Source organism: Streptomyces huasconensis, assembly GCF_021028635.1.
Taxonomy (GTDB): Bacteria; Actinomycetota; Actinomycetes; order Streptomycetales; family Streptomycetaceae; genus Streptomyces; species Streptomyces huasconensis.
In genome coordinates this window covers 5,422,323-5,437,477 of the sequence record NZ_CP086119.1, presented here as the reverse complement: position 1 = coordinate 5,437,477, position 15,155 = coordinate 5,422,323, and the positions used below count along the sequence as shown (strand labels likewise).

At 71.9% G+C, this 15,155-nt stretch carries 13 protein-coding genes; 6 read left to right on the top strand and 7 right to left on the bottom strand.

Annotation, left to right across the window (positions count from 1 at the left end; all coding sequences use genetic code 11):
* Positions 1 to 11 precede the first annotated feature (11 nt).
* From J2N69_RS24935 to J2N69_RS24910, 5 genes are all read right to left on the bottom strand, one after another.
* Positions 12 to 3,170, bottom strand: a complete 3,159-nt coding sequence (locus J2N69_RS24935) for a BTAD domain-containing putative transcriptional regulator (RefSeq protein WP_230902707.1) — start codon at positions 3,168 to 3,170, stop codon at positions 12 to 14.
* 199 nt (positions 3,171 to 3,369) lie between these two features.
* Positions 3,370 to 4,341 (bottom strand): hypothetical protein, encoded by a 972-nt coding sequence (locus J2N69_RS24930; protein WP_230902706.1) that lies wholly within the window; start codon positions 4,339 to 4,341, stop codon positions 3,370 to 3,372.
* A gap of 653 nt (positions 4,342 to 4,994) precedes the next feature.
* Positions 4,995 to 5,657, bottom strand: a complete 663-nt coding sequence (locus J2N69_RS24920) for a GNAT family N-acetyltransferase (RefSeq protein ID WP_230902704.1) — start codon at positions 5,655 to 5,657, stop codon at positions 4,995 to 4,997.
* 349 nt (positions 5,658 to 6,006) lie between these two features.
* Positions 6,007 to 7,179, bottom strand: coding sequence for a family 2 encapsulin nanocompartment cargo protein polyprenyl transferase (locus J2N69_RS24915; RefSeq protein WP_408056912.1), 1,173 nt, complete (start codon positions 7,177 to 7,179; stop codon positions 6,007 to 6,009).
* 141 nt (positions 7,180 to 7,320) lie between these two features.
* Positions 7,321 to 8,727: a family 2B encapsulin nanocompartment shell protein gene (locus J2N69_RS24910; RefSeq protein ID WP_230902702.1), complete on the bottom strand. Its 1,407-nt coding sequence runs from the start codon at positions 8,725 to 8,727 to the stop codon at positions 7,321 to 7,323.
* A 257-nt stretch (positions 8,728 to 8,984) separates the two neighbouring features.
* Here J2N69_RS24910 and J2N69_RS24905 point away from each other — a divergent pair, with 257 nt between their 5' ends.
* The 3 genes from J2N69_RS24905 (at position 8,985) to J2N69_RS24895 (ending at position 11,020) form a co-directional block, all read left to right on the top strand.
* Positions 8,985 to 9,221 carry a hypothetical protein gene (locus J2N69_RS24905; protein WP_127911453.1) on the top strand — a complete coding sequence of 79 codons (237 nt, stop codon included), beginning with the start codon at positions 8,985 to 8,987 and terminating at the stop codon, positions 9,219 to 9,221.
* Between the two features lie 139 nt (positions 9,222 to 9,360).
* Entirely contained in the window at positions 9,361 to 9,951 is a 591-nt protein-coding gene (locus J2N69_RS24900; RefSeq protein WP_127911454.1) for an N-acetylmuramoyl-L-alanine amidase, read from the top strand.
* A gap of 124 nt (positions 9,952 to 10,075) precedes the next feature.
* Positions 10,076 to 11,020 (top strand): 1-aminocyclopropane-1-carboxylate deaminase/D-cysteine desulfhydrase, encoded by a 945-nt coding sequence (locus J2N69_RS24895; protein ID WP_230902701.1) that lies wholly within the window; start codon positions 10,076 to 10,078, stop codon positions 11,018 to 11,020.
* Here J2N69_RS24895 and J2N69_RS24890 read toward each other — a convergent pair.
* On the bottom strand, positions 10,999 to 12,597 hold the full coding sequence (locus tag J2N69_RS24890) for a Na+/H+ antiporter (RefSeq protein WP_230902700.1): 1,599 nt from the start codon (positions 12,595 to 12,597) through the stop codon (positions 10,999 to 11,001). The genes J2N69_RS24895 and J2N69_RS24890 overlap by 22 nt on opposite strands.
* Before the next feature lie 46 nt (positions 12,598 to 12,643).
* Between J2N69_RS24890 and J2N69_RS24885 the strand changes: the two genes are divergently transcribed.
* The 3 genes from J2N69_RS24885 (at position 12,644) to J2N69_RS24875 (ending at position 14,593) form a co-directional block, all read left to right on the top strand.
* On the top strand, positions 12,644 to 12,904 hold the full coding sequence (locus J2N69_RS24885; protein WP_230902699.1) for a UBP-type zinc finger domain-containing protein: 261 nt from the start codon (positions 12,644 to 12,646) through the stop codon (positions 12,902 to 12,904).
* Between the two features lie 247 nt (positions 12,905 to 13,151).
* A complete protein-coding gene (locus tag J2N69_RS24880; RefSeq protein ID WP_030780840.1) occupies positions 13,152 to 13,565 on the top strand; it encodes an ATP-binding protein in 414 nt (137 codons plus the stop codon).
* 17 nt (positions 13,566 to 13,582) lie between these two features.
* Positions 13,583 to 14,593, top strand: a complete 1,011-nt coding sequence (locus tag J2N69_RS24875; RefSeq protein ID WP_408056788.1) for an RNA polymerase sigma factor SigF — start codon at positions 13,583 to 13,585, stop codon at positions 14,591 to 14,593.
* A 3-nt stretch (positions 14,594 to 14,596) separates the two neighbouring features.
* Here J2N69_RS24875 and J2N69_RS24870 read toward each other — a convergent pair whose 3' ends face one another.
* Positions 14,597 to 15,055: a hypothetical protein gene (locus J2N69_RS24870; protein WP_230902697.1), complete on the bottom strand. Its 459-nt coding sequence runs from the start codon at positions 15,053 to 15,055 to the stop codon at positions 14,597 to 14,599.
* Positions 15,056 to 15,155 lie beyond the last annotated feature (100 nt).

Below are 15,155 nucleotides of genomic sequence, written 5' to 3'. Positions count from 1 at the left end.
CGCCACCTCCCTCAGGAGGCGAGTGTGACCTCGACCAGTTCGGACCAGTCGGCCTCCGCTCCCTCCCGGGCCACCTCGGCGTACCGCGTGTCGCCGAGGCGGTGCCGCACGGCCCGCTCGATGCGGGCCACGTCCGGGTGGGAGTGGTCCCGCAGGCCCCGCACGGCCTGGCCGGCCGCCAGCAGCCGCGCGGCCTGCTCGTGGTCGTCGTGGCGCAGCGCCAGGTCCGCGACTCCCACGAGCACGTTGGCGATGCCCAGCGGGTGTCCCGCCTCGGCCGCCGCCTCGCAGGCCGCCGCGCGGTGCGCGCGGGCCTCGGCGAGGTCCTCGGTGAGGTAACCGAGCAGGTCGTGCCGTGTCGCGCGGTTCTGCGCCCACTCCGCCTCCTCGCCCAGCAGGGCGGTCGCCACACCGGTCTGGCGGCGGGCCTCCTCGGTGTCACCGGCCCACCGGGCGAGCCCCGCCTCCGCGAAGGCCAGCTCGGCCAGCGCGTCCGGCCAGCTGACCCGCTCCGCGTGCCGCTCCGCCTCGGCGAGGGCCACCGCGCAGGCGTCCTTGTCACCGAGCAGCCAGTGCAGCTGCGCCTGCCGCGCCCGCATCGAGATGAGGTCCTCGGTGGCACCGATCTCGGAGACGGCCGTGATCGCCTCCTCCAGGTACGCGCACGCGGCGGCGAACTCACCGCGCATCGCGAACCGCTCCGCCAGCTCCGTCAGGGCGAACGAGATCCCGAACCGCTCACCGAGGGCCTGGAACTCGGCGAGCGCCCCCTCCAGGTACGCGTCGGCGGCCGCGGCCTCCGCCCCGCCCAGACCCAGCTGGATGCGCATCTTGCCCATGTGCAGCCGTGCCAGCGCCCGTACCCAGGGGTCCTCGTCGTCAAGCAGCGGTTCGAACGCCGTCAGGGCCCCGTCGGGCCGGTCCAGCAGCCGGACCGTCGCGCTGATGAGCCCCATCAGCGGGTTGCGCCGAGCGCGCCGGCCGTACCGGTCCGCTTCCCTGATCCATGTCTCCGCCTGCTTCTCGTCGCCCCGCCCGGCGCTGACGAACAGCACGACCAGCGCGTACGCCATGGCCCGCGCCTCGTCCGTCACCTCGCCCGGAACCCTGGTCGCCGCGGTGATCAGTTCGATGCCCTCGGCCCTGCGCCCACTGAGCCACCAGTACCAGCCCGCGCCCCCCGCGAGCCTCATGGCCTCCTGCGCCTCGCCCGCCGCGAGGGCACCGCGCATCGCCGCGCTGATGTTGTCGTGCTCGGCCTCCAGCCTGGCCAGCCAGTCGAGCTGCTCGGTGCGGCGCAGGTGCGGCTCCGCGGTCTCGGTGAGTTCGATGAAGTACGCCAAGTGCGCGCGGCGCACCAGGTCGGCCTCCCCCGCCTCTGCCAGCCGCTGCGCGGCGTACTCCCTGATCGTGCCCATCATGCGGTAGCGGGGGGCGCCGTCGCCCTCGGCGCGCAGCAAGGACTTCTCGGTCAGGGCGGTGAGCAGTTCAAGCACCTGCTCCTGTTCCACCGGGTCGTCGGCGTAGCCCGCGCAGACCCGCTCGGCCGCTTCCAGGCTCGCCCCACCGGAGAACACGGAGAGCCTGCGCAGGACCGTCCGCTCGGCGTCGGTGAGCAGCTCCCAGCTCCAGTCGACCGCCGCGCGCAGCGTCTTGTGGCGCGGCAGCGCGGTCCGGCTGCCGCCGGTCAGCAGGCGGAACCGGTCGTCGAGCCGGGTGGCCAGCTGGTCGACGGACATGGTGCGCAGCCGTGCCGCGGCCAGTTCGATCGCCAGCGGCATGCCGTCCAGGGCCCGGCAGACACGTGCCATCGTCGCCAGGGTGCGGGCGTCGTCCGCGAGGTCCCGGCGCACCGCCTCGGCCCGGTCCCGCAGCAGCTGGACGGCGGGCGACGACTCGATCGTCCGCGGGTCCGCGTCCCCGCCGGGCAGGGCCAGCGGCTCGACCGGCCACAGCGCCTCCCCGGTGATGCCGAGCGGTTCCCGGCTCGTCGCCAGGATGCGCAGCCGCCGGCACTCCCCGAGCACCCGGTGGGCGAAGACCGCGGCGGACTCGATCACGTGCTCGCAGTTGTCCAGGATCAGCAGCGTCTCGCGCTCACGGATGGCGGCGATGAGCCGGTCCGTCGGCTCGGCGTTCGGGGCTCCGCCGAGCAGGGTCTCCCGCAGGCCGAGCCCGGCGAGCGCCGCGTGCGCCACATCGTCCTCGGCTCCTATGTCGGCGAGTTCCACCAGCCAGGCTCCGTCCGGCAGTTCACCGAGGAGCGTGCGCGCGGTCTCCGTGGCCAGCCTGGTCTTGCCCGAGCCGCCCGGCCCGGTCACGGTGGTGAGCCGGTGCTCGGCGACCAGCTCGCGCACCGCGGCGACATCGGCGTCCTTGCCGACGAAGGTGGTCAGCTCGGCGCGGAGGTTGGTGTCGCGGCTCGCCTCCTGTTTCTTCAACTCGCCGCGCAGCAAGGCAACATGGAGCGCGGCAAGCTCCGGCGAGGGGTCGACACCCAGCGCGTCGGCCAGGGCCTCCCTCGCCCGCTCGTACACGAGCAGCGCCTCGCTGTCGCGGCCGGCGGCCACGAGGGCGCGCATCAGCGCGGCGGCGAGCCGTTCCCGCATCGGGTGCGCGGCCACCAGGTCGGTCAGCTCCGTGACCACCCCCGCGCCGCGCCCGAGGGCGACTTCCGCGTCGAACCGCTCCTCGGTGGCGGTCAGGCGCAGCCCGTCGAGCCGGGCGACCGCGGCGTCGAACGCGCCGCTCTCCTGCAACCCGACGTCCTGCATGGCCGCACCGCGCCACAGCTCAAGTGCCTCGCGCAGCGACCGCACCCGCCGGGAGGCGTCACCGGCGGGGTCCTGACCCGCGGTGACGAGACGTTCGAACCGCACGGCGTCGACGGCTTCGGGCTCCACCGTCAGCCGATAGCCGTCCGGCCGCCCCTCGATCGCCCCGTCCGGCAGGACCTTCCTCAACCGGGAGACGAGGCGCTGCAGGGCGTTCGTCGCGTCGGCGGGCGGCTGCTCACCCCAGATCCAGTCGACGAGCGACGCCTTCGGGACCGCGTCCCCCGCCCGGAGCGCGAGAGCGACGAGCAGCCCGCGCAGCCGTGCCCCCGGCACGTCGACCAAGTTGCCGTCGTCCCCGCGCACTTCGAATGGGCCCAGCACCCTGATCTGCATCCACTGATTTTGCCACGCACCCGGTGAGCCCCAACGACCCCCGCATCTCTCCACCCCCGCGGCCCTGCAGCCCCGCAGCCCTGCAGCCCCGCAGCCCCGCAGCGGCATGACGCGAGCCGATGTGACGGCCCGCGTCACCTCGCCGTCCGCCCCCGCCCCGCCTCCACCTCACCCCTCACTTCTCACTTCTCGTCACTTCTCACTTCTCGGCGAGCGCCTCGCCAAGCGCCTCACGGACGGTGGCCCGCACCCGGTCCCGGTCCTCCCGCACGGCCGCATACTTTGCCTTGTTGTCACGCATCTCGGCACGCTGTCTCTCGTTGCTGACGGCCCACCACACCCCGACGGTGTTCAGCTTCTTCTTGCACTCGACATCGGCGACGGCCGTACCCAACTCCCGCTCGCCGCGCCCCGTATTGCCATCCTTGCGCCCCGCACGCCACGCCTTGTCGTGGAAGGCCGTCACCGGACTCTCGTACTCCTTGAAGCCCTTGCCTTCGACGCAGCGCGACCAGTCCCGGAAGGCCCGCCGCACCCGCTCGTCCTTGGCCACGGCCCGGTCGATCTCCTGGGTGCGCCGGGAGACATATCCCAGCAAACGCTCCTCGTCCTCCACGCCTTCCATCAACCGCCGCGTCCCCTCCGCGTCGCAGCCCCCCTCGGGCACCTCGCGCCCCCGCCCTCCCACCTTGCGGCCGACCGGCGTGCCGTAGCCGTGCAACACCTCGTCCTCCCGCTGCGTGGGGACCCTGCCCTTCGGACCGGCCTCCGCGTCCCACTCCGCCGTGCGGCGCGGATCGAAGCCGTAGCCCCAACGGCGCGCTTGGCCGAGGTCGAAGATCCCGTAGGGGGACACCGATACCGCCGTCATGGTCACCTGTTGGCTCATCGGGGCGGGCCGCCCGGGGTGCAGCGGAAAGTCGGCGAACCCGTAGGAACGCATGCACTGCTGTACGAAATGAGCCTGCGCCCGGACCATGCGCTTGTGGTCGCGGTCACTCAACTCTTGCGCCGCCAGCGGTAGTTCGGGCAAGTCGCGCTCACTCGTGACCCGCGGGACCCCGGACTCTCCCGCGTAACCGGGCAGGGTGTCGTCCGAGAACACCGCGACGACACCGCACCCCACCAACACCAGCCCCGCCAGGGCCGATCCGCCCGCCCGCACCTTCATGGCGCGCCCTCCCCCAGGTGGCCGTACCCCCACCGACCCCTGGGACCTTACCCCGCCACGACACGCACAACGGAGCACCCTCACGCCCCACTTGGCCAAGCCCTCACCAACCGACGATGAGGACGACCGGCATCAAGGCGCCCCAGACCGCACAGGCAGTCCAGGCAGCCCGGACAGGCGGCCCTGCGGTGCCCGACCGCACCCTAATGCGGCTTCTCCTCCGAACCGTCCGACGTCAGCTCCTCGGAGGCCGATAACGCCGTAGCCCTCCAGCCGTGCCGCGACCGCGCTCGCGACCGGAACCGCTTGCCGCCAGGTCGCTCCGCCGAGGAGGGAGAGCCCGCGGAGGAGGCGTCGGCCACACAGGCCTCGCACCGCGCGTTGCGACATGGCCCGGGGTCCCACGCGGGGACGAACACCCCGAGAACCTTGCGCCGCCGGATGACCGTACCGACCGGTTGTCCACAGGCCTTGCACACCGGCTCGTCTTGCGGGCCGGGTCCGGGCCGGTGCCCTTTGCTGCCCATGGGCCGATTTTATTCCTGTTCGGCCCCACTCGGCAGCCCCACGACGCTCCGCCCTGACCGGGGCCCCTGCCGAAACCACCCCGGCCGCCCGGGCCGCACCAGCCGGGCCTGGCTCAAGCCCAGGGCTCACCGCCCCCCTCTGGCACCCTCCCTCGGCTCACGCCACATCGGCCACATCCGCGGGCCGTCCGGCAGGTCGAGCGGCGCCCCGGTCACGCCGAACCCCAGCCGTTCGTACAGCGCACGGCTGCGCGCGCTGCTCGCCTCCAGGTAGGCGTGCAGGCCCTCCGCGTCGCAGCGTTCGAGTACGGCGGCGATCAGGGCCGTGCCGAGCCCCTCGCCCTGCCGGTCGGGCCGTACGGCGATCATGTGCAGGTACTGGTGTGCGCGGTCGGTCGGATGGGCCGCCTCGGTGAGCCGACCGATCAGCTCGACCCGCTCGTTCTCCGGATCGACGGCCCGGCGCAACAGCGCGGGACCGTCGGCCTCCGCCCCGCCCCCGCTTCCTGCGCTCTTCGCACTGCCCGCGCTCCCCCCGCCGGCCTTGGGTCCCGCCGCCGGTACCGACCACCACAACGCCACGGCCGAGCCGTCCTCGGTGATGTCGATGTACCCCTCGTCGAGCGCCAGGTCGAAGAAGGCGTCCACCAGCACGCCATGCCTGCGCCTGCGGTGCTCCTCGGCGGGAAAAACCCACGCGCTGACCGGGTCCCACATGAAAGCCTCGTCGAGCAACCGGACCGCACCGGCCCGGTCCTCCTCCCCGGCCCTACGGATCGCCACACCCACAGCCCGTCCACCCCTCACCGCTCACCCACGACTGATGGCGGCCCGTCACGCGCACACCCAACTCCGCGCCGCAGCCCCCTGATTGCAGCCTAGGCGATCGCCTCCCCCGCCGCGGAAGGCCCCGAGCCCACCCTCATTCCGGCGGTCTCGGGACACTCCCGCGTCACTTCACCTCACCTCGGTTCACCTCACTCCGCCCCGATACGACCTCCCTTCCCGCAAGCACTCCGGCCTGCGTACGTCTCCCTAGTACGCCCCTCCCCCGGACGCTCCTCCCCAGGACGCCCCACCCCACGCGGCCATCCCCAACGGGACGCCCCACCCCACGCACGCCGCCCCGTACACGCCCTCACTGCGTACGCCGCGTCACGAACTCGGCCAGCGCCAGCAACCCTCCCGCCGCCTCCGGGTCAGGGACCGCCCTGGCGAGCTGGCCCACCGCCCTCGACATCCGGTCGGCCGCGTGCGCCTGCGCCCAGTCACGCCCGCCCGCGCGCTCCACCGCACGGGCGACCCGCTCCAACTCCCCGTCTCTCCTCTCGTGCCCCTCCCCCGCTCCCTTGCCGGGCGATCCCTTGCCGGGCATTCCCTTGCCGGGCGCTCCGCCGTACATCGCTGCCAGTTCGGCCGCGGCCGGCGTGCCCGAGGCGAGCGCGGCGACCACCGGCAGGGACTTCTTGCGGGCCGTGAGGTCGGCACCGGCAGGCTTCCCGGTGTGGCCGGGGTCGCCCCAGATGCCGATGACGTCGTCGATGAGCTGGAACGCGAGCCCGGCCTCACGGCCGAACCCGTCGAGCGCGTCCACCTCCTCGGGCCCCCCGCCCGCATACAACGCCCCGAGCGCGCACGCACAGCCCAGCAGCGCCCCCGTCTTGGCCTCGGCCATGGCCAGGCACTCGTCGAGCGTGACCTCGTCGGGCCCGCGCCCTTCCAGGGCGCAGTCCGCGTGCTGCCCCGCACACAGCTCCACGACGCAGCGGGCGAGGCGGGCGGCTGCCGCCGGTGCCGCCGGGTGGGGGTCCTCGGCGAGCAGCCGCTGGGCCAGCGCCTGGAGTGCGTCACCGACGAGGATCGCGTCGGTGACACCGAACACGCTCCAGGCGGTGGGCCGGTGCCTGCGCGTGGCGTCGCGGTCCATCACGTCGTCGTGCAGGAGCGTGAAGTTGTGGATCAACTCCACGGCCGTAGCGGCCCGCACGGCCGTGGCGGGCGCCCCGCCGAGCGCTTGCACCGCGGCGAGCACGAGCGCCGGCCTGATGGCCTTGCCCGAGCTGCCGGCGGCCGGTGTGCCGTCGGCGTGCTCCCAACCGAAGTGGTAGCGCGCGACCCTGCGCAGGTGTTCGGGCAGTGAGTCGACCACCTCGTGCAGCTCGGGATCGACGCACACCCGTGCCGCGGCGAGGATCTCCGAGGCCTCGTGCCCGTCACCGGGGCTCTGCACCGGCACCCCCTCGCCGACCACACCCGTGCTGGGCGCCCCCGCGACGCCGACCGGCGTCACACGCGCCGTCGCGTCCGGCATGTCCGTCGTCGTTTCGGTCATGGGCTCACCCCGGCAGGGCCGCGAACGGGGGCGGCCCGTCGACGTATGGGCCCGAACGGAGGCGGTGCCCCGTACGGCGGCGGTGCCCGCTGCTCCGCGGCCACGGGCACAGTCCAGGGCTCATTTCCAGCGGCCGATCTCGACGTTCTCCAGGACACCGAGCGCGTCGGGCACGAGCACCGCGGCCGAGTAGTACGTCGACACCAGGTACGAGATGATCGCCTGCTCGCTGATGCCCATGAACCGCACGGAAAGGCTCGGCTCGATCTCGTCCGGGATGCCGCTCTGCCTCAGGCCGACGACGCCCTGCTCCTCCTCGCCCGTACGCATGCAGATGATGGAGGTCGTGCGGGCCTCGGTCACCGGGATCTTGTTGCACGGGAAGATCGGCACTCCGCGCCAGGTCGGAATCCTGTTCCCGCCCATGTCGATCGTCTCCGGGACGAGTCCGCGCTTGTTCAGTTCGCGGCCGAACGCGGAGATCGCGCGCGGGTGCGCGAGGAAGAGCTTCGATCCCCGCCTGCGGCTGAGCAGTTCGTCCATGTCGTCGGGTCCGGGCACGCCGTCGTGCGGCTGAATCCGCTGGTCGTACTCACAGTTGTTCAGGAGGCCGAACTCACGGTTGTTGATGAGTTCGTGCTCCTGGCGCTCCTTGAGCGCCTCGACGGTGAGCCGCAACTGCTGCTCGGTCTGGTTCATCGGCTGGTTGTAGAGGTCGGCCACGCGCGTGTGGATGCGCAGGACGGTCTGCGCGACACTCAACTCGTACTCGCGGGGCGACGATTCGTAGTCCACGAAGGTGCCCGGCAGCACCGCCTCGCCGACATGTCCCGCGGAGAGGTCGATGGCCGCCTCGCCGTACTTGTTGGTCCGCTGTTCCGGGATGGAACGCAGCCGCTGGAGGTGGGCGCGCAGGGATTCGCTGCGTGCCGCGACCTCTTCCAGCTCCTGCCTCGGCAGGGTCAGTACCGTGCACGCCGTCGCGGCACGCGCGGTGAACTCCCAGATCGCCTCCGAGTCCAGGAGCGCCTGCTCGCCGAAGTACGCGCCGTCGGCGAGAGTGCCGAGCTCCGCGTCCCCGCCGTACGGCCCCGTGCCGATCTTCTCGACGCGGCCGTGCGCGAGCAGGAACACCTCGTCCGCGGGGCTCCCGAAGGAGGTCAGGATGTCGCCCGCGGCGAACTCCCGCTGCCGGCAGCGCCGCGCCAGCCTCGTGAGCACGTCCTGGTCGTCGAAGCCCCGTAGCACCGGCAGCTCGCGCAGCTCGGCCGGGATGACCTCGACGAGGTCGCCCGTCTTCACAAAGGTCACCCGGCCGTCGCCGACCGAGTAGCTCAACCTGCGGTTCACGCGGTACGTGCCGCCCTGCACCTGCACCCAGGGCAGCATCCGCAGCAGCCAGCGCGAGCTGATCTCCTGCATCTGCGGTGCCGTCTTGGTGGTGGTGGCCAGATTCCGCGCGGCCGATGTGCCGAGGCTCTGCTGCGGCTGCTGCGACTCTTCGCGGACCTCTTCGCCTACCGACATGTGACTGTGCCCTCCCGAATACCTGCGTGACCCGCTGCCAGCGGTGATCTGCACGGATCAGCCTGGCAGCACGGACCGTGGCCACGCCATTACACAAACGAGCGGGAATGGATCACGTCCTGGCTGGGCAGTAGGCGCGCCGCCACCCATTCGGCCCAATCCGGGAGGGCAGGGAACTCCAAGATCCCGGCGTCCGTTCATTCCTCGCGGGGCATCGCACAGCCCGCACCCTTCGCTTCAACCGGCAGGAGACAGCAATGGCAGGCTTCCTGGATCGCGCCAAAGAGCAGGCGCAGCGGGGCCTCACGCAGGGCAAGCAGAAGCTTGACGAGGTCCAGGAGAAGCGCGCGGGCGACGCCCTCCTGAAGAAGCTCGGCGCCGCGTACTACGCCGAGCGCCGGGGCACCGGCTCCCCGCAGGCCACGCAGCAGGCGCTGCAGGCCCTGGAGTCCCACATCGCGACGAACGGCGACGCCTTCTTGCACGGCAACTGACCGGATCGGCTCGCACGGTGCCCGAACACGCCTCGGATCGCTTCCGAACAGCTGGTCCGGGCACCGCAGTTCCGGTACAAGCAGGGCGTACGAGGCGGTCCGCGACCGGCGGCCGTCGCGCCCCGCAAAGGAGGCGGTCATGGCCTCACCCATGTCCGCGGGACGCTTCCTGGACGCACTGCGAGACGAGGGCGTGACCGTCGTCGAAGTCGGCGACTGGGAACACCACAACCGCAACCACAAGGGGCCCTGGGGCCCCGTGCACGGCGTCATGATCCACCACACCGTGACGTCGGGCAGCGAGCGCACGGTCGAGATCTGCCGGGACGGACACCCCTCGCTGCCCGGACCTCTCTGCCACGGCGTGATCACCAAGGACGGCTGCGTCCACCTCGTCGGCTACGGCCGCGCCAACCACGCGGGCATGGGCGACGACGAAGTGCTGCGCGCGGTCATCGCCGAGAAGCGCCTGCCTCCGGACAACGAGTCCAACACCGACGGCAACCGCCACTTCTACGGCTTCGAGTGCGAGAACCTCGGTGACGGCGAGGACCCGTGGCCCGACGCCCAGCTGGACGCGATCGAGCGGGTCTCGGCCGCGATCTGCCGTGTGCACGGCTGGACGGAGCGCTCGGTGATCGGCCACCTGGAGTGGCAGCCGGGCAAGGTCGACCCGCGTGGCTTCACCATGGACGAGATGCGCGCGCGCATCGAAGAGCGCCTCAAGTAACCCGCACAAGCCCGCCCACGTAACCCCCACAGGGGCGGCGCCTCAAGCAACCCGTACAGCACCGCAAGCTACCCGCTCCCCACCGGCCCCTGCCGGGCAGTGTGCCCCGGGGGACAATGGCGGGGTGCACCACACCCCGCCCACCGGTCTGAGCCCCCGGCTCCCGTCGCCGCTGCAGCGCATAGACGACGACCGTTTCGCCCGTCACGGCGTGCGGCTGCTGCTCAAGCGGGACGACCTGATCCACCCCGACCTGCCGGGCAACAAGTACCGCAAGCTCATCCTGAACCTCCGCGCCGCGGCCGACGCGGGCCACGGAACCCTGCTCACCTTCGGCGGCGCCTACTCCAACCACCTGCGCGCCACCGCCGCCGCGGGCCGCCTCCTCGGCCTCGCCACCGTCGGTGTCGTGCGCGGCGACGAACTCGCCCGGCGCCCCCTGAACCCGTCCCTGACCCGGTGCGTGGCGGACGGCATGCGCCTGCACTTCGTCGACCGGTCGACGTACCGCGAGAAGACGGAGCCGGGGACGCTGGCCGCGATCCGGCGCGAGACGGGCACCGAGGACGCGTACGTGATCCCGGAGGGCGGCAGCAACACCCTCGCCGTCCAGGGCTGCACGGCCCTCGGCGAGGAGCTGCGCGAGCACACCGATGTGGCCGCCGTGGCCTGCGGCACCGGCGGCACGCTCGCGGGCCTGGCCGCCGGCCTCGGCCCGGACCGGCAGGCCCTCGGCATACCGGTCCTCAAGGGCGGCTTCCTGAGCGACGACATAAGGGCTCTTCAGCAAGAGACGTTCGGCGAGCCGACCGCCAACTGGCGTCTGGACGAGCGCTTCCACTGCGGCGGATACGCCCGCACACCCCCCGAACTCCTCACCTTCGCGGAGGACTTCGAGCACCGGCATGGACCGGAAACGGGCCTCTCCGTAGAGCACCTCTACGTCGCCAAGCTCCTGTACGCCCTGACCGTCCTCTCCGAAGAGGGTGCCTTCCGGCCCGGCACTCGCCTCACCGCGGTGATCACCGGTACCCGCGAGGCACCGGCTCAGTCCTCGACCTCCCGGTAGGCGGCGGCCTCCTCCAGGTCCAGCTTGCGCAGCAGCGTCCGCATCATCTCGTCGTCGATGCGCCGCTCGTCCCGCATCCTCACGAACACCTCGCGCTCCGCGGCGATCGCCTCCCGCGCCAGGCGACGGTAGGTGTCGTCCGCCGACTCCCCCGTCACGGGGTTGGGCTGACCGAGCCGCTCCCACACGGAGTTGCGGCGCCGCTCCAGAACGGTGCGCAGACGGTCCTGGAGGGGCTGTGGAAGGCAGTTGTGCTCGTCCCGCATGAGTTCCTCCACCCGGGCCTCCGCGGCCTGCGAGGCGGCGTTCTGCGCCTGCGCCTCCGCGAGCGTCTGCGCCTGCGCGTCACGGCCCGGAAGCTTCAGGACGCGGATCAGCCACGGCAGCGAGAGCCCCTGCACGACGAGTGTGCCGATGACGGTGGTGAAGGTAAGAAACAGGACAAGGTTGCGCCCGGGGAACGGCTCCCCGTTCTCCATGACGAGCGGGATCGAGAAGGCGATGGCCAGCGAGACAACGCCCCGCATGCCGGCCCAGCTGACGATCAGCGGCCTGCGCCAGTCCATGTCGTCCTCGCGCTCCCTGATCCGCGCCGACAGGGCACGCGGCAGATAGGTGGCCGGGTAGGACCACACGAAGCGCGCCACGACGACGAAGACGAAGACCCCGGCCGCGTACCAGGCCGCCTGGCCGACGCTGTACTCCCCGAGCCCCTTGAGCACGATGGGCAGCTGGAGGCCGATGAGCGCGAAGACCGCCGACTCCAGGATGAACGCGACGACCTTCCACACCGCGGCCTCCTGCAACCGCGTCTCGAAGTCGACCTGCCAGGAGCGGTGCCCGAGGTACAGGGCGACCACCACCACGGCGAGCACTCCGGAGGCGTGCACCTGCTCGGCGGCGGCGTACGCGACGAAGGGGATGAGCAGCGACAGGGTGTTCTGGAGCATCGCCTCCCTGAGGTGGGTGCGCAGCCAGTGGATCGGGACCATCAGGAGCAGCCCGACACCGACCCCGCCGACGGCGGCCATCAGGAACTCCTCGACGCCGCCGGACCAGCTGGCGCCCTCTCCGACGGCCGCGGCGAGGGCCACCTTGTAGGCGGTGATCGCCGTCGCGTCGTTCACCAGGGACTCGCCCTGGAGGATCGTGGTGATCCGTGAGGGCAGTCCCACCCTGCGCGCGATGGCGGTCGCCGCGACCGCGTCCGGGGGCGCGATCACGGCGCCGAGCACGAGCGCGGCGGTCAGCGGCAGGTCCGGGATCAGCAGGTACGCCAGCCAGCCGACGGCGAGCGTGGCGAACAGGACGTAGCCGACCGAGAGCAGCGCGACGGGTCTGATGTTGGCGCGCAGGTCCAGGTAGGAGCTCTCCAGGGCGGCCGTGTGCAGCAGGGGCGGCAGAATCAGCGGCAGCACGATGTGCGGGTCGAGGTGGTAGTCCGGCACCCCGGGCACGTACGAGGCGACGAGCCCCGCCCCGACCAGGAGCAGCGGCGCCGGCACGGGGGTCCTGCGCGCGGCCCCCGCCACCACGGCACTCGCCGCGATCAGTGCCACCAGGGGCAGTACATCCATCGGCAGAGCCCTTCGCCTTCCGCGTTCCCGTCGTAACCTGGCAATCATGAACGAGTGCCCGCACGTCGCCGCGCTGCCGCACCCCGACGTGGCTCCGCTCAGCGAAACGTGCCTCGAGTGCCTGGCGGCCGGCAGTCACCCCGTCCAGCTGCGGCTGTGCCTGGAGTGCGGCCATGTGGGCTGCTGCGACTCCTCGCCGTTCCGGCACGCGACCGAGCACTTCAAGGAGACCTCACACGCAGTGATGAGGACCTTCGAGCCGGGGGAGAGCTGGCGTTGGTGCTTTGTGGACGGTTCGATCGTCTGACGCCTGGGTACGTCAACCCGACGCCCGTACTTTCCAATTGGGCCTGCCCGACCCCTAGCCACTGTGTGTACTCATATGCTTACTATGAGTGACAGCAACGGGGCGGGGCCCCCGGGACACGGAGCTGGGGAGCGCGGTAGCGTCACCGCAGAACCACGTGGCGCGTTACCCGTGTGACGCAGTCCGGACCGCCGCTGGACGGCGGTTCTGGAGCCCCGAAAATGCTTGTACCACCTTGGAGGTGAGGGTGTCCCAGATCGCAGGCGAGCCCGGGAATCAGGACTTCGTGGAGGTCCGCCTTCCGGCCGCGGGTGCCTACCTGTCGGTGCTGCGGACGGCCACGGCCGGCCTCGCGGCGCGTTTGGACTTCACTCTCGACGAGATCGAGGACCTCCGTATCGCGGTCGACGAGGCCTGCGCGATCCTGCTCCAGCAGGCCGTGCCGGGCTCGGTGCTCAGCTGCGTCTTCCGGCTCGTCGACGACTCGCTGGAGGTGACGGTCTCGGCGCCCACGACCGACGGCCGGGCCCCTGAGCGGGACACCTTCGCCTGGACTGTGCTGTCGGCCCTCGCGGGCCAGGTGGACTCCACGGTCGCCGAGGACAACACCGTCTCGATCAGCCTCTACAAGAAGCGCGGCGCGGGACCCGGGCCGGCGTGAGGGACGGGGACGGGCCGGTGCGTGACGAAGAGCGCGGCACACAGAGTCTGCCCGCCGACGGCAGGGAGGGGGTGCGCCGTATGGCCACCGGGATTCCCGAACAGCAGGCCAAACCGCACCCGGAGGACCCGGGCCAGCCGGGTCCGCCGACGGTGCCCGATGTGTCGGAGCAGGCAGAGCCGACCGCCAAGGACGAGCTGAGGCAGCTCTCCGGCCGGGGCGGCGGGCGACGGGCGGGAAACATGAGCGAGCACGAGCACAGCCGGCACCATCCCCAGGACCGCAGTGGCGCACGCGCGATGTTCATCGAGCTGCGCGGCCTGGACAGCGGCAGTCCGGAGTACGCGGAGCTGCGCAACCAGCTGGTCCGCATGCACCTGCCGCTCGTCGAGCACCTGGCCCGCCGCTTCCGCAACCGCGGCGAGCCCTTGGACGACCTCACCCAGGTCGCCACGATCGGGCTGATCAAGTCCGTGGACCGCTTCGACCCGGAGCGCGGCGTGGAGTTCTCCACGTACGCGACCCCCACGGTCGTGGGTGAGATCAAGCGGCACTTCCGCGACAAGGGATGGGCGGTCCGCGTCCCGCGGCGTCTGCAGGAGCTGCGCCTGTCGCTGACGACGGCCACGGCGGAGCTGTCCCAGCTGCACGGCCGCTCCCCCACGGTGCACGAGCTCGCCGAGAAACTGGCCATCTCCGAAGAGGAGGTCCTGGAGGGCCTGGAGTCGGCCAACGCCTACTCCACGCTCTCCCTGGACGTCCCCGACACGGACGACGAGTCCCCGGCCGTCGCCGACACCCTGGGCGCCGAGGACGAGGCCCTGGAAGGTGTCGAGTACCGCGAATCCCTCAAGCCACTCCTGGAAGATTTGCCGCCGCGCGAGAAGCGCATTCTGCTCCTGCGCTTCTTCGGCAACATGACGCAGTCGCAGATCGCACAGGAGGTCGGCATCTCGCAGATGCACGTCTCGCGCCTGCTCGCCCGCACGCTGGCCCAGCTGCGGGAGAAGCTCCTGGTGGAGGAGTAGCGGCTACCTCCGGTCCGGGGCGTTCCCGGGGCCCTGGATGCCGAGGGCCTCAGTCGTCGCGGGGTTGACCAGGAGCACCAGCGACGCGACCGCCACGATCGCGAGGACGATCCCCGCCGGGATCGCCGCGCTGTCGGCCTGGAGCAGCTGCCAGGCCACCGGCAGCGCCATGATCTGCGTGATGATCGCGGGGCCGCGGCTCCAGCGGCGCAGCTTCAGCAGGCCGCGCGCGGCCAGGAGCGGGAGCAGTGCGAGGACGATCAGCGTGATGCCGCCGGTCTCGGCCTGGCGCGGGCTGTCGGGCGAGCCCGCGAGACCCATCACGAGCATGTACACACCCCCGGCGAGCAGGGCGAGGCCCTCCAGCGCGGTCAGGGCGGCAGCGGCGGTCAGCCGCGCGGGACGCGGGCCCGCCACGGCCGGTTCCGGGGCTTCGGGGGTGGATTTCCGCTCAGTGCTCACCCCAGCAGGGTAGCTTCGCGCGGCCCAGGCCCGGCACCGCGGTCCGCGGCTCCCGGCACCCCCGTCCAGGTCCGCCCCGGCACCTCGGTCTGGGCCAGGT

What these genes read in the sequence shown, in the direction of transcription:
- J2N69_RS24885 (WP_230902699.1), top strand. Translation starts at nt 12,644, where the DNA reads ATGAACGAGTGCCCGCACGTCGCCGCGCTGCCGCACCCCGACGTGGCT.
- J2N69_RS24900 (WP_127911454.1), top strand. Translation starts at nt 9,361, where the DNA reads ATGGCCTCACCCATGTCCGCGGGACGCTTCCTGGACGCACTGCGAGAC.
- J2N69_RS24905 (WP_127911453.1), top strand. Translation starts at nt 8,985, where the DNA reads ATGGCAGGCTTCCTGGATCGCGCCAAAGAGCAGGCGCAGCGGGGCCTC.
- J2N69_RS24915 (WP_408056912.1), bottom strand. Translation starts at nt 7,179, where the DNA reads ATGCCGGACGCGACGGCGCGTGTGACGCCGGTCGGCGTCGCGGGGGCG.
- J2N69_RS24935 (WP_230902707.1), bottom strand. Translation starts at nt 3,170, where the DNA reads ATGCAGATCAGGGTGCTGGGCCCATTCGAAGTGCGCGGGGACGACGGC.
- J2N69_RS24890 (WP_230902700.1), bottom strand. Translation starts at nt 12,597, where the DNA reads ATGGATGTACTGCCCCTGGTGGCACTGATCGCGGCGAGTGCCGTGGTG.
- J2N69_RS24930 (WP_230902706.1), bottom strand. Translation starts at nt 4,341, where the DNA reads ATGAAGGTGCGGGCGGGCGGATCGGCCCTGGCGGGGCTGGTGTTGGTG.
- J2N69_RS24910 (WP_230902702.1), bottom strand. Translation starts at nt 8,727, where the DNA reads ATGTCGGTAGGCGAAGAGGTCCGCGAAGAGTCGCAGCAGCCGCAGCAG.